Genomic DNA, 20,444 nt, shown 5'->3' on the forward strand with positions numbered 1-20,444 from the left:
GATCGCGCCAGATGGTAGGACAAAATAGGAAGAATCTGTCACAGTATGAGCTTATCTGGCTTGTGAATGATCAGTCACAAAATGGCTTAATAGTTTATCCGTGTGTTGCGCTAGATTTTTTATACGCCCGTTTGAATTGGCACTATGGTTGCAGGGAGCTAAATCGATTTGACCTCGTCATGGTGCACGCCAAACAGTGAGGTGCGTGTAAGCGCGTTGGGGGCTTGCCTTCCAATCAACATTTAAGGCCGTCATCAGTACGGCCATAACGTGCCCCAGCGGTTGGGGTACAAAAAAGATGATCTGTCCACGGAGTAATGTTTCGATGGAAATTAAGTCCCGTAAGCCCGTATTGCGTTTCGCACCTGCCAAGGCAGGTTTTGCTTTTGTCGGTCTTCTTCCTTTGCTGGTAGCTGCTCATGCCCAGGCAGTGGAATTCAGCTTCGCCGACGATGAAATCAGCGGCTCCATCGATACCACTGTGTCCTACGGCCAACTCTGGCGCGTACAGGGCCATGACAAAACCAACAACGATATCAACACCAACGACGGTAACCGTAATTTCAATACCGGCTTGGTATCTGAGGTATTCAAGATCACGACCGATATGGAAGTGACTTATCAGAACTACGGCGCCTTTGTGCGCGGTACTGCGTTCTATGACACTCAGATCATGGATAAGCGCAACGACTACTACGACACCAGCCTGGCTTATCAGCCAAGCCAGAATGTGCCGAAAGATGACAGTTTTACCCGTGGTACTCGTCATTCGGCTGGTCGTAATGCAGAAATCCTTGATGCCTATGTTTACGGCAACTGGGATATCGCTGATATGCCGGTGGGTGTGCGTTTTGGTAAGCAGGTATTTAACTGGGGTGAGGGTCTGTTCTACCGCGGTGGTGTGAACACCACTAACCCGGTGGACGCCGGCAAGTTCCGTCTGCCAGGTGCAGAAGTGAAAGAAGTGCTGGTTCCGGTTGAGGCGCTGAGCTTTAGCGTTGGCCTGACTGACAATATCTCCATGGATGCCTTCTACCAGTTCAACTGGAAAGAGTCGGCGATTGATCCGGTTGGTACTTTCTTCTCTGAGACTGATCTGTTTGGAGAGGGTGGTAATACGGCTTATAACGACTTTACTGGCTCTATTTTAGCTCCTGCAATCACTGGCTATAATGCTGTGGCCGCAGGCGCTTTAGGTCCTGGTGCACTTGCTGTCGCTCGTGCTACGGGCATTTATCAGAATGGTCTCAATACGTCGTGCGGAGATATTCTTAAAGTTGCAGATGTGACCAGTGATCTGAATGCGAAAGATGATGGACAGTACGGTCTATCATTTAAGTATATTGCAGAAGAGCTGAATTCTACTGAGTTTGGTGTTTATCTTGTAAATTATCATGCTAAAGAGCCTACTATTTATGCTGATTTGAATGGTTACCGAGGGGTTGATTTAGCAACTCTCACAGGTGCCTTGGGTGCTAGCACAGCTGTTGGTTTGGCTACTGTTGATCTTTTGGGGGCAGCTCAAGCAAAGCGTGAATATGCTGAAGATATTCGTATGTATGGCTTCAGCTTCAATACTACGCTGAACGAAACTTCGGTGTTTGGTGAGCTTGCATATCGTCCGAACCTGCCGGTAGGTATCTCTGCTACGAATGACCTGTTGGGTGACATTGTTCTGCAGGGTGGTTCTCTGGCTAATAATTCTAATGGCAGTCTCGGCAGTGGATTGATTTCGGGGCAGCAAGTTAATCGTAATTCACAGGTCAGCAACTATCGTCGTGTTGAAGCGTTTAACGCGTCTATTGGTGCTATCCATAACTTTGGTAATGTGCTGAGCTTTGACTCGCTCTTTGGTGTCGCTGAGTTGGCATCTGAGCATCTTCGTGGCGATAGCCTGAACTATCGTGCTGTCAATGGCGAGCGTTGCATTGCTGGTCGAGCTAACACCTCTTACTCCACTGATGCGGCTATGGCCAAACAAGACTGCGCCTCCAGTGATGCCTATGGTTATACATTGCTGCTTTCGGGTACTTGGAACGATGTTTATGCAGGTGTAAATCTGTCACCGTTCGGTGTCTTCAAGCATGACTTCCAGGGCAATGGTCACCAGACGGGTAATTTCATTGAAGACCGTAAGGCTTACACCGTTGGTCTGCGCGCCAGCTACCTGAACAGCCTGGAAGCTGAAATTCAATACACCGAGTTTATGGGTGCAGGTCAGAGTAACTCCGGTCGCGACCGCGACAATATCGGCCTGAACGTCAAATATTCCTTCTAAACATAACTAGAAAATATCGAGTGCCCGCGGGCACTCGGTTGCTGACTTATTTCACGGAGAATCAAGATGCTGAAAAAGCACACGCTGATTGGTGCTGCCATTGCGCTGGCACTGTCCGCTGGTAGCGCGTTTGCTGCAGTTTCGCCTGCGGAAGCGGCCAAGCTGGGCGCAAGCCTCACCCCGTTCGGTGCCGAGAAAGCCGGCAACGCGGCAGGTACCATCCCTGAGTGGACCGGTGGTATCACCCAGGCTCCGGCGGCTTACAAAACTCCAGGCCAGCACCACGTAGATCCGTTTGCTGATGACAAGCCGCTGTTCACCATCACCAAAGCCAACTTGGATCAGTACAAAGACAACCTGACCCCAGGTCAGATTGCGATGTTCAACACCTACCCGAACAGCTACCAGATGCCGGTCTATCAGACCCGTCGTTCCGGTTCTGCGCCGCAGTGGGTGTATGACAACACCATCAAGAACGCCAGTACGGCCAAGTTGCTTGATGGCGGCAACGGTTTCTCCGACGCTTACGGCGGCATCCCGTTCCCGATCCCGCAAAATGGCGTAGAAGCGCTGTGGAACCACATCGCACGCTACCGTGGTACCTACATTGTGCGTCGTGCTTCGGAAGTGGCCGTGCAGCGTAACGGCAGCTACTCCCTGGTGACCTCGCAGCAGGAAGCCATGTTCAAGTTCTACAACCCGAAAGGGACTGCAGCTGACCTGAACAACATCATGTTCTACTACCTGTCCTTCACCAAGAGCCCGGCGCGTCTGGCCGGTGGTGCGGTACTGGTACACGAAACTCTGGATCAGGTAAAAGAGCCACGTCAGGCTTGGGGCTATAACGCTGGTCAGCGCCGCGTACGTCGTGCGCCGAACCTGGCCTACGACACCCCGATCGCTGCCGCTGACGGCCTGCGCACTGCAGACGACACCGACATGATCAACGGTTCGCCGGATCGTTATGACTGGAAGCTGGTAGGCAAAAAGGAAATCTACATTCCTTACAACAGCTACAAAGTCACCAGCCCGGACGTCAAGTACAAGGACCTGCTGCAAGTTGGTCACTTGAACCCAGCCTTTACTCGCAACGAGCTGCACCGTGTGTGGGTAGTCGAGGGTACGCTGAAGTCGGGTTCGCGTCACATCTACTCCAAACGTACCCTGTTCCTCGATGAGGACAGCTGGCAAGCGGCAGTGGTTGATCAGTACGACGGTCGTGGCGAGCTGTGGCGCGTCTCGATTGCATATCTGAAAAACTACTACGACCTGCCGACCACCTGGTCTGCGCTGGATACCTTCCACGATCTGCAAGCACGCCGTTACCACGTGCAGAACCTGGATAACGAAGAGCCAAGTACCATCGACTTCAGCCAGGCTGTGCCGGATGACGGTTACTTCAAGCCAGCTGCTCTGCGTCGCCGCGGTACGCGTTAATCCGCGTGTAGGTTTGAGCAAAAGGCCGCTACTGTTGTAGCGGCCTTTTGCTATTTGTCAGTCCAGCAGGGCATGGTAGACGGGCGGGTTTAACAAAACATAACGTCGCGCCGATTGTCAGGCCTTTTGAAAGCTCAGTAGGATAGGTGCACTGCTATAAGGGTAGTGCTACCTATAAGAATAAGGGGAAGGTATATGAGTGAGCCCGTCATGCGGCGCACCCAGGCCGGTCGTGTTGTGGGGTTGTCCCGCGCACCGGCGCTCCGCGTCCACTCACCGATAGCCAAAGCGCTGTCGCTGTGTAGTGTGCTATCCGTGCTGATGTTTACCAGTGCACCATTGCAGGCTGCCAGCGATGACGCCAGTCATTACTCGGTCTCTTCTGCCAAAGCTCATCACAGCCTGTTATTGGATGTCGCCAGCCTGGGCAAGCGCCTGGTCACCGTGGGTGATCGTGGGCATATCCTCTATTCCGACGACAACGGCGCAAACTGGGTTCAGGCCAAGGTGCCTACCAAGCAGATGCTCACTGCCGTGTTCTTTATCGACGACAGCCATGGCTGGGCTGTTGGCCACGATGCACAGATTCTCGCCAGCACCGATGGCGGCGCTACCTGGGTCAAACAGTTTGAAGACCTTGAGCGTGAAGCGCCGCTGCTGGATGTCTGGTTCAAGGACCGTAACAACGGTTATGCCGTGGGCGCTTACGGTGCCTTGTTGGAGACCACCGATGGTGGTGCCAACTGGGAAGATGTCAGCGACCGAATGGACAACGAAGACGCCTACCACCTCAACGCGATTGTCGAAGTCAAAGACTCCGGCCTGTTTATTGTGGGCGAGCAGGGCGCGATATTCCGTTCTCCAGATTGGGGGCAGACTTGGGAAACCCTGGAAGGCCCTTATGAGGGTTCGCTATTCGGTGCTTTAGGCACTGATGAGGCCGGTGCACTGCTGGTTTATGGCCTGCGTGGGCACCTGTTCCGTTCGGCAGACTTCGGTACGACCTGGCAGGCGATCAGCCTGAACACGGCCAACAATGGTCCTCTGGAGTTTGGTCTGGCTGACGGTAATCGTCTGGCTGATGGCTCCATCGTGGTGGTTGGGCATGGAGGTACCGTACTCAAGAGCACCGACAACGGCCGCAATTTCAGTGTGACCAATCGTGCCGACCGGCTTTCGCTGGCAGGCGTTGCAGCAATGGAAAACGGCAATCTGATTCTGGTAGGGCAGGGTGGCGTTCATGCTGCTGCGCCTACTGGCGCCGATCTGGGCCAACAACAATAAGCCGGGAGCCTTTGCATGAGTAAGCATCAACAACAACCTGCCTCCTTCCTGGAGCGGTTGATCTTCAACAATCGCCCGGCCGTGATTTTGCTGTGCCTGTTGATCAGTCTGTTTCTGTTCTTCCAGGCGGCGCAGGTGCGTCCGCAGACCAGCTTCGAGAAGATGATTCCGCTGGGGCACCCCTATATTCAGAAGATGCTCGAGCACCGCAATGACCTGGCGAACCTGGGCAACACCGTGCGCATCTCGGTGGAAGCGGTAGATGGCGATATCTTCAGCAAGGAGTACATGGAGACGCTGCGTCAGATCAACGACGAAGCCTTCTATATTCCGGGTGTCGATCGTTCCGGCCTGAAGTCGCTGTGGAGTCCAAGCGTACGCTGGACCGAAGTGACTGAAGAAGGTTTTGCCGGCGGTGAAGTGATTCCGCAAACCTACGACGGTTCTGCGGAAAGCCTCGAAGAGCTGCGCAGCAATATCCTCAAGTCCGGGCAGATTGGCCGTCTGGTGGCCAACAACTTCAAGTCGAGCATCGTCGACTTGCCGTTGCTGGAGACCTATGCCGACCCGAACGATCAGAGCAAGCAGATCCCGCTGGATTACCAGAAGTTCTCCCACGAGCTGGAAGAGAAGATCCGCGAGAAGTACCAGGCACAGAACCCCAACGTCAAAATCCACATCATTGGTTTCGCCAAGAAAGTCGGCGATCTGATTGATGGCCTGATTGGCGTGGCCTTGTTCTTTGCCGTGGCAATTGGCATCACCTTCGTTCTGCTGCTGTGGTTCACCCATTGCTTCAAGAGCACCTTGGCGGTGGTTCTGACCACACTGATTGCGGTGGTCTGGCAGCTGGGTTTGCTGCATACCCTGGGCTTCGGGCTTGATCCGTATTCGATGTTGGTGCCATTCCTGGTCTTTGCCATCGGTATTTCCCATGGCGTGCAGAAGATCAACGGCATTGCCATGGCATCGGGCGAGGCGACTGACTCGCTGTCCGCTGCACGTATGGCTTTCCGTCAGCTGTTTATCCCGGGGCTGGTGGCGCTGCTGTCGGATGCGGTGGGTTTTATCACCCTGCTGCTGATCGATATTGGCGTGATCCGTGAGCTGGCCATCGGTGCATCCATGGGCGTGGCGGTCATCATTCTGACCAATTTGATCCTGCTGCCGGTGATGATTTCCTATGTAGGTATCAGCAAAAAGGCAATCAAGATCAGCCGTGAAGAAGCGGAAAAAGAACATCCGTTTTGGCGCTTTCTGTCCAAGTGTGCGCACCCGATGGTGGCCCCGCTCTCTGTGGTTGTGGCAATCGTGGCACTGGCAGGCGGTGTGTGGTACGGGCAGAACCTGAAGATCGGTGACCTCGATCAGGGCGCGCCTGAGCTGCACCCGGATTCGCGCTACAACCTGGACAACGATTTCGTTATCCGCAACTACTCCACCAGCTCCGACGTTCTGGTGATCATGGTCAAGACGGCAGCTGAAGGCTGTTCGACTTATCCGACGCTGTCGGCTATGGATGAGTTGATGTGGAAGATGGAGAACACCGAAGGCGTGCAGTCGGCCATTTCCATGGTCACCGTGTCGCGTCAGGTGATCAAGGGCATGAACGAGGGCAACCTGAAATGGGAAACCCTGTCGCGTAACCAGGACGTGCTGAACAACTCCATTGCCCGGGCTGACGGTCTGTACAACGGTGATTGTTCGGTGGCACCGGTGTTGGTATTCCTCACCGACCACAAGGCGGAAACCTTGAGCCGCGTGGTTGATGTCGCCGAAGACTTTGCCAAGCAGAACAACAAAGACGGCCTGGAGTTCATCCTGGCAGCGGGTAACGCCGGGATCGAAGCGGCCACCAATGAGGTGATCGCAGCGTCCGAAACTACGATGCTGATCGCGGTGTATGCGGCCGTGAGCATCATGTGTCTGCTGACCTTCCGTTCGCTGGCGGCGACTCTTTGCGTGATCCTGCCGCTGGTGCTGACCTCGGTACTGGGTAACGCGCTGATGGCCTATATGGGCATCGGTGTGAAGGTTGCCACTCTGCCGGTAATTGCCCTGGGTGTGGGTATTGGTGTCGACTACGGCATCTATATCTACAGTCGTCTGGAGACCTACCTGCGTCAGGGGCTGTCGCTGCAGGATGCCTACTACGAGACCCTCAAGTCGACCGGTAAGGCCGTGTTGTTCACCGGTGTCTGCCTGGCGATCGGTGTAGCAACCTGGATCTTCTCGGCGATCAAGTTCCAGGCCGACATGGGCCTGATGCTGACCTTTATGTTCCTCTGGAACATGATCGGCGCGATCTGGCTGCTGCCTGCCCTGGCACGCTTCCTGATCAACCCAGAGAAGTTGCGCAACAAGGCCTAAGCCTGACACGCAGTCGCAATACTAAAAAACCGCGGCCCTTGGGCCGCGGTTTTTTATTGTCTATGCATTAGCTCGGTAAGCGCTCCATAAACCTCATCTACAAATGATCCGCAGGCCAGCCAATGCTGAGCTCCAATTTCTTTCTGGAGCCAGCCGTCATGATGCGCCCCGACGCCAAAGTCGAAAAAGTCTATCTATACCCCAAGCCGGTGGATTTCCGAAAATCCATCGATGGCCTGGCCGCCCTGGTCGAGCTGGATATCAAGGTGGCGGTGTTCGACCCGGTGCTGTTCGTCTTCCTCAACCGCGCGCGCAGCCGGGTGAAGATTTTGTATTGGGAGCGCAACGGCTTTTGCCTGTGGCTCAAGCGATTGGAGGCTGAACGCTTCAAGTCGCATCCGGAACCTGGCGAAGATGCGATCGTGCTGACGGCCCAGGAGTTGAACTGGTTGTTGGACGGTATCGACCTGTGGCGCAACCGGCCGCACCAGGTTTTGACCCCTAGGTTCGTCACCTGAGCCGGTATAATCCACGGCATGATTTCTGTGCCCGAAACCCTTCCTGATGACCCCGCCGCGCTCAAGCAATTGCTCGCTGAGGTGTTGTCGTCGGCGCAGGAATTGGCCAAGGACAAGGATGGGCAGATCGAGCGCCTGCGCGAACAAAACGCGCTGTTGATCCAGCGCCTGTTCGGCCGTAAATCCGAGCAGAGCAGCGACCCGGATTCACCGCAGCTAGAGATGTTCAACGAAGCGGAAAGCCTGGCCGAAGCGGCGGCTGAAGCTCCGGCCGCTGAGGTCGAGGAAGAAGTCGTTGCGCCGACCAAGTGCCGCGGCAAGCGCAAGCCGTTACCGGCCGAACTACCGCGTGTCGAGGTCATCCACGAACTGCCCGAACACGAACTGACCTGCGAATGCGGTTGCCGCAAGCAGGCCATCGGCGAAGAAACCAGCGAGCAGCTGGAAATCATCCCGATGCAGGTTCAGGTGATCCGCCACGTTCGCAAGACCTATGCCTGCAAGGCCTGCGAAAGCGCGCCGGTCACCGCTGACAAACCGGCCCAACTGATCGAGAAAAGGCTGGCCAGCCCGAGCGTGCTGGCGATGCTGCTGACCAGCAAATACGCCGACGGCATCCCACTGTATCGCTTCGAAAAGATGCTCAGTCGCCATGGCATCGACATCCCCCGGCAGACCCTGGCGCGCTGGGTGATCCAGTGCGGCGAACTGCTACAACCGTTGCTCAACCTGATGCGCGACAGGCTGCTGGACAGTCCGGTGATCCACTGCGATGAAACCCGCGTGCAGGTGCTCAAGGAGCCTGGGCGCGATCCGAGCAGCCACTCCTGGATGTGGGTGCAGACCGGTGGCCCGCCTGGCAAACCGGTGATCCTCTTCGACTACACAACCAGCCGCGCGCAGGAGGTGCCGCTGCGCCTGCTCGACGGTTATCGCGGCTACCTGATGACCGACGATTACGCCGGCTACAACGCCGTGGCCGCACAACAAGGTGTTGAGCGCCTGGCCTGCTGGGCGCATGCGCGGCGCAAGTTCGTCGAAGCGCAAAAGGTGCAACCGAAGGGCAAAACCGGGCGTGCCGACATCGCGTTGGGGATGATCAACAAGCTCTACGGCATCGAGCGCGAACTTAAGGATGCCAGCGATGAACAGCGCTACCGGGGCCGCCAGCAGCACAGCCTACCGCTCCTCGATCAGCTCAAGACCTGGCTGGAGAAAACCCAGCCGCAGGTCACGGCGCAGAATGCCCTGGGCAAAGCAGTGAACTACCTGGCGAGCAACTGGAGCCGACTCGAACGCTACATCGAGGCTGGCCACCTGCCGATCGATAACAACGCTGCCGAGCGCGCGATCCGGCCCTTCGTCATAGGTCGCAAGAACTGGCTGTTCAGCGACACGCCGAAAGGCGCGACCGCCAGCGCCCAACTCTACAGCCTGGTGGAAACCGCCAAGACCAATGGCCAGGAGCCCTACGCCTGGCTGCGCCATGTCCTCGAACGCCTGCCGCTGGCCAACAGCGTTGAAGCCTACGAAGCGCTGCTGCCTTGGAACTGCCAACCAACGACGCCACTGTAAAACGCAAAACCTCTCCAGAGGGAGGTGGGGTCTATGGAGCGCTTACTTTTTACAGAGGCAGATAGTGCGCTGAATCATTCAGAGACCGAGCTGGCTCAGGCCGGGATGCTCGTCGGGGCGGCGCCCCTGTGGCCAGTGGAGCAGCCGCTCGTCCTCGCAGATCGGCAGATCATTGATGCTGGCATGGCGCACCTGCATCAGCCCGTGCTCGTCGAACTCCCAGTTCTCGTTGCCGTAGGAGCGGTACCACTGACCGTGTTCGTCATGCCATTCGTAGGCGAAGCGCACGGCAATGCGGTTGCCGTCATGGGCCCAGAGTTCCTTGATCAGGCGGTACTGCTGTTCACGCTGCCATTTGCGGGTAAGGAAGTCGCGGATCTGCTCGCGGCCGCGCGGGAACTCGCTGCGGTTGCGCCACTGGCTGTCGGCGGTATAGGCCAGCGCCACCCGCTCGGGGTCGCGGCTGTTCCAGCCATCCTCGGCCATGCGCACTTTCTGCGCGGCGGTTTCACGGGTAAAGGGCGGAAAGGGCGGACGGGCTTCGGGGTTCATGGGCGGTTCCTTGTGGAGTTGAGGTTAAACGCTGCCGGCGGTTTCGATGACCAGCACCCGCGCCACCCCGACCGGGTGGGCGACATGCTCGGTGCCGCGACTGGCATAGAAGATGTCGCCACAGTCGAGCAGGCACTCAAGCTCCTGCCCATCCTGGCGGTAGTGCATGCGCACCTGGCCATCGAGCACGACAAAGACTTCCTCGCCGTCGTTGATGTGCCAGCGGTAGGGCTGGTCGGTCCAGTGCAGGCGGGTGGTGATGGCGTTCATGCTGGCGATGTCGAGCGCGCCCCAGGCATGCTCGACGGTGAATTCCCTGCTGCGGATGATCTTCATGGGCGATATTCCTAGAGGTCGAGGACCAGTGGTTGCGTTCCGTCCTTACCAGCGGCGGGCACGGCGCAGCAGATCAGTGCCTCACCCTCGACCGGCAGGTTGGCCGGCGGCTGCGGGTAGGTCACCTGACCGCTGACGATGCGTGTGCTGCAGGTGCCACAGGTGCCGCCCCGGCAGCTGAACTCCGGGGTCAGGCCGCGGCTCTCGGCCAGCTCCAGCAGGCTGCCGCTGCCGGGCAGCCAGCGGGCTTCCTTGGCCGAGTGCTCGAACAGCACGGGCACCGGGATGCTGGCTGCCGGTGGCCAGTCCTGTGTCGGACCGGCCTTATCCGGGCGCCGCTTGAGGCTGGAGGGACCGAAGGTTTCGGCATGCAGGCGGCTGTCGCTGATGTTCAGCTCGCGCAGGCCGTCATACAGGTCCTGAGTAAAAGCGGACGGCCCGCACAGCACGAAGTCATAGTCGTCGAAGGGCAGCACGGTCTTGAGCAGCGTCACATCGATGCGCCCGTGCAGGTCGAAGTCCAGTCCCTCCTGCAGCCCGGTCTCGGGCTGGCTGAGCACCCGCAGCCAGTGCAATGTCTCGCCGTTCTCCTGCTCAAGCTCCTGCAACTCGCGGCTGAAGGCCAGCTCCGCCTGCTGGCGGGAGCTCTGGATCAGCCAGACCCTGCGGTGCCGGCGCAACCGTCGATTCTGGTAAGCCACCTCGCGCAGCATGCTCAGCAGCGGGGTGATCCCAACCCCGGCCGCCAGTAGCACCAGTGGCCGGCGCTGCTCGGGGTCGAGCACGAACTGGCCCTGTGGCGCCTTGGCCTCCAGCAGGCTGCCGACTGTCACCTGATCATGCAGGTAGCTGGACGCCAGTCCGTCGCGCTTCACACTGATGCGCAGAAAGCCATCGGACGGCGCACTGGACAGGCTGTAGGTGCGGATGACCGGGTGTGCCTGCCCGGGAATCGTCAGGCGCAGGGGCAGATGCTGCCCCGCCGAGAACGCCGGCCAGCCCCCGGCATCGGCCGGCTGCAGATAAAACGAGCGAATGCTGGCGCTTTCGTCGATCACGCGGGCCACCCGCAGGGGCCGCCACTGATCGCGCAGCGCCTGCGCCTGCAGTCGGGCCTCGGCCTGCTCCCAGCTGCCGGTCATCAGGCTGTTGGGCGAGTAACTCTGGAAATCCCAGCGCAGCGCCAGCGCGCCGCGTCGGCGGACTACCTGCTCGACCTCCACATGCCAGAGGCGCTCGGCGCCCTGGAAGGCACGAATTTCATCACCCTCCAGGGTCAGCTCGGTGCGCCCGCTGAGTTGCAGCATATCTCCCGTGGCGAAGTCGATGAACAGCAGGCCGGCCTGCGGGTTGAGCAGCAGGTTGCCGAGGGTGTTGAAGTGCAGGTTGCCGGCAAAGTCCGGGATGCTCAGGCGGTTGCCCTGCACCCGCACGAAGCCGGCCTGGCCACCACGGTGGGAAACGTCCACCGCCAGCCGGCCATCCTCCAGGGTGACGTAGCTGGCGACAAAGAAAGTGTCGGCGCCGGCAATCATCTGCTGCGCCGACTCATCCAGATGATCCAGTTGCTCGGCCACTACAGCCGGCAGTTGCTGGCTGACGGGCAGCAGGTGCTGGCGCAGCTGGATGTACTGCGGACAGTTGCCGAACGCCTGATCCACGGCGATGCCAAGACCCTGGGCGTCACGCCCGACCACCTGGCCGTTCAGGCGATTGCGCCTGCGGGTATGCAGCTCGATGCCGAGCAGGCCGACGGCTGCGCCTTCTTGCAGCGCCTGCGCCGCCGGGTCGCCCGCGCCGAGCGGGCTATCCAGCCGCAGCAGACGTGGCTCCGGCGAATGCGCAAAACCGGCCGGGCCCTCGAGGATGCTGGCCCAGGGTCGCCCCTCGGCATCAACCGAGCCCAGCAGCACGAACGGCAGTTGCCGATAGAAATCGCGGTGCTGGTCGGGCATGTGGTCGCGGATCACCCGGCGGCCGAATACTTCCATGCGCTCGGCCACGCCTGCACGTTCCTGCAGCTGCTTTTCCCCAGGGTGCCAGGGAGATGAATCGGGCGGCAGTGGACTGGTCATGGCGGGCTCCGCTGAATGAAAAGGCCGGCGCGGCTGGTGGCCGCGCCGGGGTGACTCAGGCGCTTTGCAGGCCGACGGCGGTGCGCTGCATCGGCACGAAGCCCGGCAGTGCTTCGATACGGGCCAGCCAGGCGCGCACCTGCGGGTAGTCGGCCAGCGACACATTGCCCTCCGGCGCGTGGGCGATATAGGTATAGCTGGCGACATCGGCCAGAGTCGGCAGGTTGCCGGTCAGGTACGGGCGGCTGGCCAGTTCCTGCTCGACCACCTTGAGCAGGGCATGGGAGCGGGCAATGGTCGATTCGGCGTCATAGGGCGCGCCGAACACGGTGATCAGGCGGGCGGTAGCCGGGCCCGAGGCAATCTGTCCGGCGGCGACGGACAACCAGCGCTGTACCTGCGCACCTGCCAGCGGCTCCTTGGGCAGCCACTGGCCGCTGGTGTCGTACTTCTTCGCCAGGTACACCAGGATGGCGTTGGAGTCACTCAGCACCACACCGTTGTCATCGATGACCGGCACCTGGCCGAAGGGGTTCATGGCCAGGAATTCGGCCGACTTGTGCGCGCCCTTGGCCAGATCGACGAACACCAGTTCGGTCGGCACATTCAGCAGCGAGAGGAACAGCTCGACGCGGTGTGCGTGGCCGGAGAGGGGATGACGGAAGAGTTTGATCGGCTTGGACATGGTGGACTCCGCAGTTGGCTAGGTGAAACAGTGGCACCGGGTGTGCCGTGCTGTGGGAGCCATACTGAGTCAAAGAGCTGAATCGCAGAATCGCCAGATCTGGCAATCCATTGTTGCGCGAAATGAAATGAACGCCTGACTCAGGCCAGTGCCGGGTGTTCGCGCAAACGACCCACCGCAAAGTCGACAAAGCTGCGCACCCGCGCTGCGGCGCGCCGCCCTTCGCGGTAGACCACGTGTACGGGCAACTCAGGCAAGCCGAACCCCTGCAGCACCTCGACCAGCTCGCCGCGTTGCAGGCGCTCATGCACCTGATAGCTCATGCAGCGTGTCAGGCCGCCATCGCGGCAGGCGGCCTGAATAGCGCTCTGGTTGGTGGTGCAGCTCAAACGGGGATGTAGCGAAAAATGCCTGATCGCGCCATCGACCTGAAAACGCCACTCGGTCAGCCGCGCATCGGCGCTGGAATGGATAATCTGATGATCCCCCAGCTCATTGGGGTGTTGCGGGGTGCCATGCCGGCTGAGGTAGGCCGGGCTGGCACAGACCACGCGACGGATCTGTCCGGCCTTGAGGGCAAACAGTGAGGAGTCAGGCAGCGCGCCGGCGAGGATGGCCACATCCACGCCTTCCTCATGCAGGTTCGGCTGACGGTCCAGATAGCGCACATACAGCTGCACCTCGGGATACTGCTGCAGGTAATCAAGGAGGATGGCCGGCATCAGTTCCTGACCGAACAGCAGGGGCACGCTGACCGTCAGATGCCCGCGCGGCTGGCTGTGCAGGCCGCTGGCCGAGGCTTCGGCCTCCTGGACCTCGGCGAGAATGCGCTGGCAGTCGGCGGCAAAGCGCTCACCCGCCTCGGTGAGCAGCACGCCGCGGGTACTGCGTTGCAGCAGGGCCAGGTTCAACCGTGCTTCCAGTGCGTCGATGGCGCGGGTCACGGTCGGCGCGGAGAGTTCCAGCTGGCGTGCGGCGGCGGCCAGGCTCAGGGTCTGGCTGACCGCGAGGAACACCTGCATCTGCTGCTGGCGGTCCATGGCTCAGTGCTGCCTGTGCGGATTGAGCGCCGGGTCCTGGCTCAGGCGCTGCTCGCAGAAGTCGACAAAGGCGCGCACCTTGGCCGCCACCTTGCGCCCGCCCTGATACACCACATGCACGGGCAACGGTGGCTGCTCGAAGTCCTGCAGAACGATTTCCAGCTCGCCACTGGCCACTTTGGACGCCACCTGATAACTCAGCACCCGGGTCAGCCCCCAGCCCAATGCGGCGGCGTTGATGGCCGCCTGGTTGGCGGTGACCACCAGCCTTGGTTGCAGGCGCACGCTGAGCGGGCTGCCGTTGTCCTCGAACTGCCAGTCGCTGAGCAGCGGGCTGCTGGCCGAGGCCACCACCTGCAACTGCTGCAATTGTTCAGGATGAGTCGGCCGGCCATGGGCATCGAGAAACGCCGGAGACGCGCAGATCACCCGGCGTACTTCACCGACGCGCACGGCATTCAGGCCGCTGTCCGGCAGGTTGCCGATCCGCACGGCCACATCGATGCCTTCATCGACCATGCTCACCACCCGGTCTACCAGTAGCGCGCGGATCTGCACGGCCGGATGCTGCTCCAGGAACCCGACCATCAATGGGGTGACAAAGAGTTCGCCAAACAACACGGGCGCCGTGAGCGTCAGTTGGCCCCGGGGCATGGCATGGCTGCCGGCGGCGGACTCTTCGGCCTCTTCCAGTTCGGCGAGGATACGCCGGCAGTCCTCGGCATAACGCTGGCCGGCCTCGGTGATGTACACGCTGCGGGTGGTGCGGTTCAGCAGCAGGGTGCCGATGCGTTCTTCCAGTGCGGCGACGGCGCGGGTGACGCTGGGCGGCGACATGCTCAGGCGGCGGGCCGCCGCAGCAAATCCCTGTTCCTCGGCAACCGCCAGAAACACCTGCATTTCCTGAAAGCGATCAATGTCGGCCTCCTGATGTGAGGGCACAGTCTGCGTGGTTAATTGCAGATTCTGCAATAGAGCTTTGTCAACTTGGGCTGTTCTTGTTCTTTCTGTGAGTTTTTACAGTTCGCTCACGTCGGACTCAACGGGTTCTGACGTTCACCCACTGCTCAACTGATCCAGTAAGGAAAACCACGATGAACCTGAAGAACTCCTTTATTGCCACCTCCCTCGCCGTTGCTCTGGCCTCCGGCGGTGCCGCTCTGCTGACCGCCACCAGCAGCTTTGCCTACGACGAAGCCTCGACCGCCTCGATCAACGTCGAAGCCGGTCAGGTGATCCTCAAGGGTTACGACACCGTGTCCTATTTCCAGGGCAAGCCGGCCCTGGGCGACAAGCGTTTTGCCGTGAAGCATGAAGGTGCCACCTATTACTTCGCCTCGGCCGAGAACATGAAGACCTTCCAGGGCGATGCCGCGCACTACGTGCCGCAGTTCGGCGGCTTCTGTGCCATGGGCGCGGCGCTGGGCAAGAAGCTCGATGTCGATCCGAGCCAGTACAAGGTGGTCGACGGCAAGCTGTACCTGAACGTCAACGCGGACGTGTTCAAGAAGTGGTCCGAGGACGTGCCGGGCAACATTGCCAAGGCCAACGCCAACTGGCCGTCCATCAAGGACAAGGCCCCGAGCAGCCTGTAACCCGCCTGCCCCTGTTGGCGAATGCCGCCGACAGGGGCTTTCCGGAGAGATGACATGACTGTCCAAACCCTATCCGCTCGCTGGCAGGCATTGGGCCATGATGCCCTGTTGCTGCTGGCCCGTATTACCCCAGGGGCGGTGTTCTGGCAATCCGGCCGGACCAAGGTCGATGGCTGGCAGCTCAGGGATTCGGTGCTCTACCTGTTTCAGGAGGAATACCGCCTGCCGCTGATCGATCCGGCGCTGGCCGCCGGGCTCGCCGCCTTTGCCGAACATCTGTTGCCGATCCTCTTGTTGCTTGGGCTGGGCACGCGCCTGGCGGCTGCCGGCCTGTTGGGCATGACGCTGGTGATTCAGCTCTTGGTCTACCCCGATGCCTGGGCGACCCACGGTACCTGGGCGGTGGCTTTGCTGCTGTTGATCGGGCAGGGCGGCGGACGTCTGTCGCTGGATCACGGACTGCAACGACTGTGGCAACGCCACAACGGCGTCAGCCAGAACCCCTGTGCCGGTCATGCCGATCCGGAGCAATGCCTGAGGGCACCGCAATGATTGAACTCTACAGTGCCAACACGCCCAACGGCCTCAAGGTGCCGATCGCTCTGGAAGAGCTGGATGTCGAATACCGGCTGATCAAGGTCGATCTCGCCGGCCCTGGCGCAAAGCCGCTCAACCTGGCCGAGTCCGGCGCCATCCTGCTGTACCTGGCGCAGAAGCACGGCGCGCTGTTGCCGCAGGACCCTGTTGAGTACCAACGGGCGATGGAATACCTGTTCCTGCAGGTGGCCAGCATCGGGCCGATGTTCGGCCAAGCCGGCTGGTTCCTGCGCTCGGCACCCGAGCCGGTGCCGCTGGCCATCGAGCGTTACCGCAACGAGTCGCTGCGCCTGACCACTCTTCTGGACGAGCGTCTGGCCGAGGTGCCCTGGCTCGCCGGCAGCAGCTACTCGATCGCCGACATCATGCACTTCAGCTGGCTGCGCATTGCTGACTATGCCGGCGTCGATCTGGACAAGTTCCCCCATGTCCGCGCCTGGGTTGAGCGCATCAGTGCCCGGCCTGCCGTGCAGCGGGCATTGGCCCGGCTGCAAAACTGACCTTCTCTGAGGAGTAGTACCTTATGCAAACGCTCAACACCTGCCTGGCCCTGTCGCTGGCCAGTGCCTTGCTCGCCGCTACCCAGTCGGCCAGCGCCGCCGATGCTCCGGTCAATGCCGGCAAGGAAAAATGCTACGGGGTCTCGCTCGCCGGGCAGAACGACTGCGCCGCCGGCCCCGGCACCTCCTGCGCGGGCACCTCGAAGATCGACTATCAGGGCAACGCTTGGAAGCTGGTCCCGGCAGGTACCTGTCTGCAGATCGAAACACCCTTCGGCAAGGGCTCGCTTGAGCCCGTGCAGCGGCCCTGATCCATGAGCAGTCTCGCGCTCCGTGGCGGTGCTGGTGTGGCGTTCAAGCCGGTGCATTTCGATGCGCTGCTGGCCAACCCGGGGCGCGTCGACTTTATCGAGGTGCATGCGGAAAACTATTTCGGCGAGGGCGGCCTGCTGCATGCCCAACTCGCCGAGTTGCGCCGGCATCTGCCACTGTCGGTGCATGGTGTGGGGCTTTCGCTGGGCGGCGTTGACCCGCTGGATGCGCAGCATCTGCAACGCCTGCGCCGGCTGTGCGAGCGTTACGAACCCCGGCTGGTTTCCGAGCACCTGGCCTGGTCCGGGCATGCCGGCCAGTACCTGGGCGATCTGCTGCCGCTGGCCTACAGCGCCGCCACGCTGCAGCGGGTGAGTTCGCGTATACAGCAGGTGCAGGAGGCGCTGGGGCGCACGATCCTGATCGAGAATCCGGCCGTTTACCTGCGTCTGGATGAGTCCGACATGAGCGAAGTGGAGTTTCTCCGCCAGCTTAGTCGGGATACCGACTGCGGCCTGCTGCTGGATCTGAATAACCTGCTGGTCAGCTGCCACAACTGCGGCGGCAGCCCGGATACTTACCTCAAAGCCTTGCCGGCTGAACGGGTAGGGGAGCTGCACCTGGCTGGCCACACCCGCATGGCGATTGGCGACGGCACGCTGCTGATCGACGATCACGCCAGTGCGGTGGCCGACGACACCTGGGCCTTGTATGTGCAGTGGCTGCTGCTGGCCGGCCCGCGCCCCAGCCTGATCGAGTGGGACCGCGAGTTGCCGGCCTGGAACACCCTGGCGGCCGAAGTCGATTGCGCTCGTACCCTGCAGCAAAGTCCCTACATGCCGCCCTGTGCCTCCCGGGAGAAACACGCATGACGCCCATTGCACTGGAAGAATTTTCCCAGGCAGTACATAACGCCGATGCCGTGCCACTGCATCTTGGCGAGTGTGGTGAAAGTGCCTTTGCCCAGCGTTTTGCCATTTACCGCAACAACGTTAGAGCCTCCCGCACGGAGGCCCTGCGTCAGGGCTTTCCGGTGCTGGAACGGCTACTGGGTGCGGACTATTTCACCGCCCTGGCTGCGGTGTTTATCCAGCAGCATCCGCCACGCTCGGCCGCGCTGCATGAGTATGGTGCCGAGCTGGCGGGCTTTATCGCCCGATTCCAGCCGCTGAGCGGGCTGAGCTATCTGACAGACATTGCCCGTCTGGAGTGGGCCCGACTGTGTGCCTTCCATGCGCCAGATACGCCTGTGCTAAGTATTGCGGAGATGGACTTGGTGACCCTAACCGACAGAATCGGGCAGCCCCTGCGCTGGCATCCCTCGGTGACACTACTGCGCTCGGATCATCCGCTGTACCGTTTGTGGGCCAGTCAGCAAGGGGGCGCACCAGCACCTACCGCCCAGAACTGGTCGGAGGAAAATGTACTGGTCTGGCGACATGGGTTACTGCTTCGCACCGAGCCGCTCGATGCGGTTAGCTGTGAGCTGCTGCAGATGGCTACCCAGCCAAACCGTTTGCCAGCAGCACTGGCCGAACATCCGGAGTGGCTTAGCCGGCTGATACAGCTGTTGCACTGGCAGGTGTTCTTGGCCGAATGAGCGGATCACGGATTATGCTGGGGAGCAGGCCCGGTCGTGCGCGGGCTAGCAGATCGTCCATCAGTGCTTGCGGATAGAGGGCTGTCGTTTCAGACCTGAAATTGATCCCACAAATAAAAAGCCCCTGAGCGGGTTTCCGCTCAGGGGCTTGTGGTTGGCCAGGCTCAGGCTTTGCGTATCAGTTGTACGCGGTCGGCACCACCTTCAGCCACATCGATATGACGTTCAAACCAGTAGCTGCGGCTGCGTTCGCTGCCATCTTCGGCCAGTTTTTGCAGTTTATTGACGCTGGTATGAGACGGGGTGTGCTGCAGGCGTTCACTGCCGTCGGCCGCAAAAGACTGGCCGCTGCCGAGGTTTACGAGGCTGCCGAACAGCAAGGCCGTGGCGAAGAGTCGATGCTTACGATGAAGGTTATGCATGATGAGTTCCTCAGGTAGGGTGCCGTTATCGGCAGTGAGGAAATTCTCTCAGCTCTAGGGAAACTCTGAAGAAGACTTCCTGATTTTGGCAAAATACCCGGATTCCACCCGTCGAGTTTTCCGATGAAGCAGATGACCTTCGCCGACGCCGAGTACGCAGGCAAGCGCAAGCAGACCCGCAAAGAGTTGTTCCTGATCGAGATGGATCGAGTAGTGCCGTGGAAAGGATTGGTCACCCTGATCGATCCGCACTACCCGAAGGGCGAAGGTGGCAGGCCCGCCTATGCGCTGATGGCGATGCTGCGTGTGCATCTGATGCAAAACTGGTTCGGTTACAGCGATCCGGCGATGGAGGAAACGCTGTACGAGACCACCATCCTGCGCCAGTTCGCCGGCTTAAGCCTGGAACGCATTCCCGATGAAACCACCATCCTCAACTTCCGTCGCTTGCTGGAGAAACACGAGCTGGCTGCAGGCATCTTGGCTGTGATTAACGGCTATCTGGGCGACCGTGGTCTGTCACTGCGCCAGGGCACCATCGTTGATGCCACGTTGATCAATGCGCCGAGTTCGACCAAGAACAAGGACCGTAAGCGCGATCCGGAAATGCACCAAACAAAGAAGGGCAACCAGTACTACTTCGGCATGAAGGCGCACATCGGCGTGGATGACGAGTCGGGTCTGGTGCACAGCGTAGTAGGCACGGCAGCCAACGTGGCGGATGTCACCCAGGTAGACAAACTGCTGCACGGCGACGAAAACGTGGTGTGTACTGACGCAGGTTACACCGGTGTCGAAAAGCGTCCGGAGCATGAAGGTCGGAAGGTAATCTGGCAGGTGGCGGCACGCCGCAGCACCTACAGGAAGCTCGATAAGCGCAGCGGGTTATACAAAGCCAAGCGCAAGATCGAGAAGGCCAAAGCCCAAGTGCGCGCCAAGGTCGAGCATCCGTTTCGCGTGTTCAAGCGCCAGTTCGGTTATGTGAAGACGCGCTTCCGTGGCCTGGCCAAAAACACCGCACAACTGGTAACGCTGTTCGCCCTGTCGAACCTGTGGATGGCCCGTCGACATTTACTGACGAATGCAGGAGAGGTGCGCCTGTAATGTGGGAAATGGTTGCGGCGAGGTTATCGCAGCGACCAGAAACACTGAAATGAGCGGACGATTTGATCGTTTTTGATCAGTTTTCCGCTTTCAAAATCAGCGGAGGCTGAAGTTGACCGGAAATACAGGGCTACTTCAGACCATCCTTAGTAACTATTTAGGAT

20 protein-coding genes are annotated in these 20,444 nt (G+C 59.9%); 13 read left to right on the forward strand and 7 right to left on the reverse strand.

Annotation, left to right across the window (positions count from 1 at the left end; all coding sequences use genetic code 11):
* Positions 1-325: 325 nt before the first annotated feature.
* From BLW24_RS16995 to tnpC, 6 genes are all read left to right on the forward strand, one after another.
* Positions 326-2,278 carry a DUF1302 domain-containing protein gene (locus BLW24_RS16995; RefSeq protein WP_090384527.1) on the forward strand — a complete coding sequence of 651 codons (1,953 nt, stop codon included), beginning with the start codon at positions 326-328 and terminating at the stop codon, positions 2,276-2,278.
* Between the two features lie 66 nt (positions 2,279-2,344).
* On the forward strand, positions 2,345-3,715 hold the full coding sequence (locus tag BLW24_RS17000; RefSeq protein WP_090384529.1) for a DUF1329 domain-containing protein: 1,371 nt from the start codon (positions 2,345-2,347) through the stop codon (positions 3,713-3,715).
* 195 nt (positions 3,716-3,910) lie between these two features.
* Positions 3,911-4,999: a WD40/YVTN/BNR-like repeat-containing protein gene (locus BLW24_RS17005; protein ID WP_244161185.1), complete on the forward strand. Its 1,089-nt coding sequence runs from the start codon at positions 3,911-3,913 to the stop codon at positions 4,997-4,999.
* A gap of 15 nt (positions 5,000-5,014) precedes the next feature.
* Complete coding sequence (locus tag BLW24_RS17010; RefSeq protein ID WP_090384535.1) at positions 5,015-7,369, forward strand: efflux RND transporter permease subunit; 2,355 nt, start codon at positions 5,015-5,017, stop codon at positions 7,367-7,369.
* 122 nt (positions 7,370-7,491) lie between these two features.
* On the forward strand, positions 7,492-7,887 hold the full coding sequence (gene tnpB / locus BLW24_RS17015; RefSeq protein ID WP_244161054.1) for an IS66 family insertion sequence element accessory protein TnpB: 396 nt from the start codon (positions 7,492-7,494) through the stop codon (positions 7,885-7,887).
* An 18-nt stretch (positions 7,888-7,905) separates the two neighbouring features.
* Positions 7,906-9,462, forward strand: a complete 1,557-nt coding sequence (gene tnpC / locus BLW24_RS17020) for an IS66 family transposase (RefSeq protein WP_090384538.1) — start codon at positions 7,906-7,908, stop codon at positions 9,460-9,462.
* Between the two features lie 78 nt (positions 9,463-9,540).
* On the opposite strand, the gene BLW24_RS17025 is transcribed toward tnpC, so the two are convergent.
* The 6 genes from BLW24_RS17025 to BLW24_RS17050 form a co-directional block, all read right to left on the reverse strand.
* The gene (locus tag BLW24_RS17025) at positions 9,541-10,014 is read right to left on the reverse strand and encodes a nuclear transport factor 2 family protein (RefSeq protein WP_090384542.1); all 474 of its coding nucleotides are present in this window, start codon (positions 10,012-10,014) and stop codon (positions 9,541-9,543) included.
* A 24-nt stretch (positions 10,015-10,038) separates the two neighbouring features.
* Positions 10,039-10,350 (reverse strand): cupin domain-containing protein, encoded by a 312-nt coding sequence (locus BLW24_RS17030; protein WP_090384544.1) that lies wholly within the window; start codon positions 10,348-10,350, stop codon positions 10,039-10,041.
* 11 nt (positions 10,351-10,361) lie between these two features.
* Positions 10,362-12,425, reverse strand: a complete 2,064-nt coding sequence (locus tag BLW24_RS17035; RefSeq protein WP_090384545.1) for a pyridoxamine 5'-phosphate oxidase family protein — start codon at positions 12,423-12,425, stop codon at positions 10,362-10,364.
* A gap of 55 nt (positions 12,426-12,480) precedes the next feature.
* Complete coding sequence (locus BLW24_RS17040) at positions 12,481-13,110, reverse strand: glutathione S-transferase family protein (protein WP_090384552.1); 630 nt, start codon at positions 13,108-13,110, stop codon at positions 12,481-12,483.
* 140 nt (positions 13,111-13,250) lie between these two features.
* The gene (locus BLW24_RS17045; RefSeq protein WP_090384557.1) at positions 13,251-14,150 is read right to left on the reverse strand and encodes a LysR family transcriptional regulator; all 900 of its coding nucleotides are present in this window, start codon (positions 14,148-14,150) and stop codon (positions 13,251-13,253) included.
* A 3-nt stretch (positions 14,151-14,153) separates the two neighbouring features.
* Entirely contained in the window at positions 14,154-15,068 is a 915-nt protein-coding gene (locus BLW24_RS17050; RefSeq protein ID WP_090387777.1) for a LysR family transcriptional regulator, read from the reverse strand.
* Positions 15,069-15,244: 176 nt separating this feature from the next.
* Here BLW24_RS17050 and BLW24_RS17055 point away from each other — a divergent pair, with 176 nt between their 5' ends.
* The 6 genes from BLW24_RS17055 to BLW24_RS17080 are packed head-to-tail and all read left to right on the forward strand — an operon-like array spanning position 15,245 to position 18,754.
* Entirely contained in the window at positions 15,245-15,745 is a 501-nt protein-coding gene (locus BLW24_RS17055) for a YHS domain-containing (seleno)protein (protein WP_090384559.1), read from the forward strand.
* Positions 15,746-15,799: 54 nt separating this feature from the next.
* A complete protein-coding gene (locus BLW24_RS17060; RefSeq protein WP_244161186.1) occupies positions 15,800-16,297 on the forward strand; it encodes a DoxX family membrane protein in 498 nt (165 codons plus the stop codon).
* Positions 16,294-16,842, forward strand: coding sequence for a glutathione S-transferase family protein (locus BLW24_RS17065; protein ID WP_090384565.1), 549 nt, complete (start codon positions 16,294-16,296; stop codon positions 16,840-16,842). Before BLW24_RS17060 ends, BLW24_RS17065 begins: the two co-directional genes overlap by 4 nt.
* A 23-nt stretch (positions 16,843-16,865) precedes the next feature.
* Positions 16,866-17,153 carry a BufA1 family periplasmic bufferin-type metallophore gene (locus BLW24_RS17070; RefSeq protein ID WP_090384569.1) on the forward strand — a complete coding sequence of 96 codons (288 nt, stop codon included), beginning with the start codon at positions 16,866-16,868 and terminating at the stop codon, positions 17,151-17,153.
* A gap of 3 nt (positions 17,154-17,156) precedes the next feature.
* Complete coding sequence (gene bufB / locus BLW24_RS17075) at positions 17,157-18,026, forward strand: MNIO family bufferin maturase (protein ID WP_090384573.1); 870 nt, start codon at positions 17,157-17,159, stop codon at positions 18,024-18,026.
* A complete protein-coding gene (locus BLW24_RS17080) occupies positions 18,023-18,754 on the forward strand; it encodes an HvfC/BufC family peptide modification chaperone (protein ID WP_090384580.1) in 732 nt (243 codons plus the stop codon). The genes bufB and BLW24_RS17080 overlap by 4 nt, the downstream gene beginning before the upstream one ends.
* A 164-nt stretch (positions 18,755-18,918) precedes the next feature.
* On the opposite strand, the gene BLW24_RS17085 is transcribed toward BLW24_RS17080, so the two are convergent.
* Positions 18,919-19,176, reverse strand: coding sequence for a hypothetical protein (locus BLW24_RS17085; RefSeq protein ID WP_090384585.1), 258 nt, complete (start codon positions 19,174-19,176; stop codon positions 18,919-18,921).
* Between the two features lie 123 nt (positions 19,177-19,299).
* Here BLW24_RS17085 and BLW24_RS17090 point away from each other — a divergent pair, with 123 nt between their 5' ends.
* Positions 19,300-20,280, forward strand: a complete 981-nt coding sequence (locus BLW24_RS17090; RefSeq protein ID WP_090384589.1) for an IS5 family transposase — start codon at positions 19,300-19,302, stop codon at positions 20,278-20,280.
* Positions 20,281-20,444 lie beyond the last annotated feature (164 nt).

Origin of the sequence: Pseudomonas anguilliseptica (genome assembly GCF_900105355.1) — a bacterium.
Classification (GTDB): domain Bacteria; phylum Pseudomonadota; class Gammaproteobacteria; order Pseudomonadales; family Pseudomonadaceae; genus Aquipseudomonas; species Aquipseudomonas anguilliseptica.

Coding starts and splice junctions, on each gene's coding strand:
- BLW24_RS16995 (WP_090384527.1), top strand. CDS start 326: ATGGAAATTAAGTCCCGTAAGCCCGTATTGCGTTTCGCACCTGCCAAG.
- BLW24_RS17000 (WP_090384529.1), top strand. CDS start 2,345: ATGCTGAAAAAGCACACGCTGATTGGTGCTGCCATTGCGCTGGCACTG.
- BLW24_RS17005 (WP_244161185.1), top strand. CDS start 3,911: ATGAGTGAGCCCGTCATGCGGCGCACCCAGGCCGGTCGTGTTGTGGGG.
- BLW24_RS17010 (WP_090384535.1), top strand. CDS start 5,015: ATGAGTAAGCATCAACAACAACCTGCCTCCTTCCTGGAGCGGTTGATC.
- tnpB (WP_244161054.1), top strand. CDS start 7,492: ATGCTGAGCTCCAATTTCTTTCTGGAGCCAGCCGTCATGATGCGCCCC.
- tnpC (WP_090384538.1), top strand. CDS start 7,906: ATGATTTCTGTGCCCGAAACCCTTCCTGATGACCCCGCCGCGCTCAAG.
- BLW24_RS17025 (WP_090384542.1), bottom strand. CDS start 10,014: ATGAACCCCGAAGCCCGTCCGCCCTTTCCGCCCTTTACCCGTGAAACC.
- BLW24_RS17030 (WP_090384544.1), bottom strand. CDS start 10,350: ATGAAGATCATCCGCAGCAGGGAATTCACCGTCGAGCATGCCTGGGGC.
- BLW24_RS17035 (WP_090384545.1), bottom strand. CDS start 12,425: ATGACCAGTCCACTGCCGCCCGATTCATCTCCCTGGCACCCTGGGGAA.
- BLW24_RS17040 (WP_090384552.1), bottom strand. CDS start 13,110: ATGTCCAAGCCGATCAAACTCTTCCGTCATCCCCTCTCCGGCCACGCA.
- BLW24_RS17045 (WP_090384557.1), bottom strand. CDS start 14,150: ATGGACCGCCAGCAGCAGATGCAGGTGTTCCTCGCGGTCAGCCAGACC.
- BLW24_RS17055 (WP_090384559.1), top strand. CDS start 15,245: ATGAACCTGAAGAACTCCTTTATTGCCACCTCCCTCGCCGTTGCTCTG.
- BLW24_RS17060 (WP_244161186.1), top strand. CDS start 15,800: ATGACTGTCCAAACCCTATCCGCTCGCTGGCAGGCATTGGGCCATGAT.
- BLW24_RS17065 (WP_090384565.1), top strand. CDS start 16,294: ATGATTGAACTCTACAGTGCCAACACGCCCAACGGCCTCAAGGTGCCG.
- BLW24_RS17070 (WP_090384569.1), top strand. CDS start 16,866: ATGCAAACGCTCAACACCTGCCTGGCCCTGTCGCTGGCCAGTGCCTTG.
- bufB (WP_090384573.1), top strand. CDS start 17,157: ATGAGCAGTCTCGCGCTCCGTGGCGGTGCTGGTGTGGCGTTCAAGCCG.
- BLW24_RS17080 (WP_090384580.1), top strand. CDS start 18,023: ATGACGCCCATTGCACTGGAAGAATTTTCCCAGGCAGTACATAACGCC.
- BLW24_RS17085 (WP_090384585.1), bottom strand. CDS start 19,176: ATGCATAACCTTCATCGTAAGCATCGACTCTTCGCCACGGCCTTGCTG.
- BLW24_RS17090 (WP_090384589.1), top strand. CDS start 19,300: ATGAAGCAGATGACCTTCGCCGACGCCGAGTACGCAGGCAAGCGCAAG.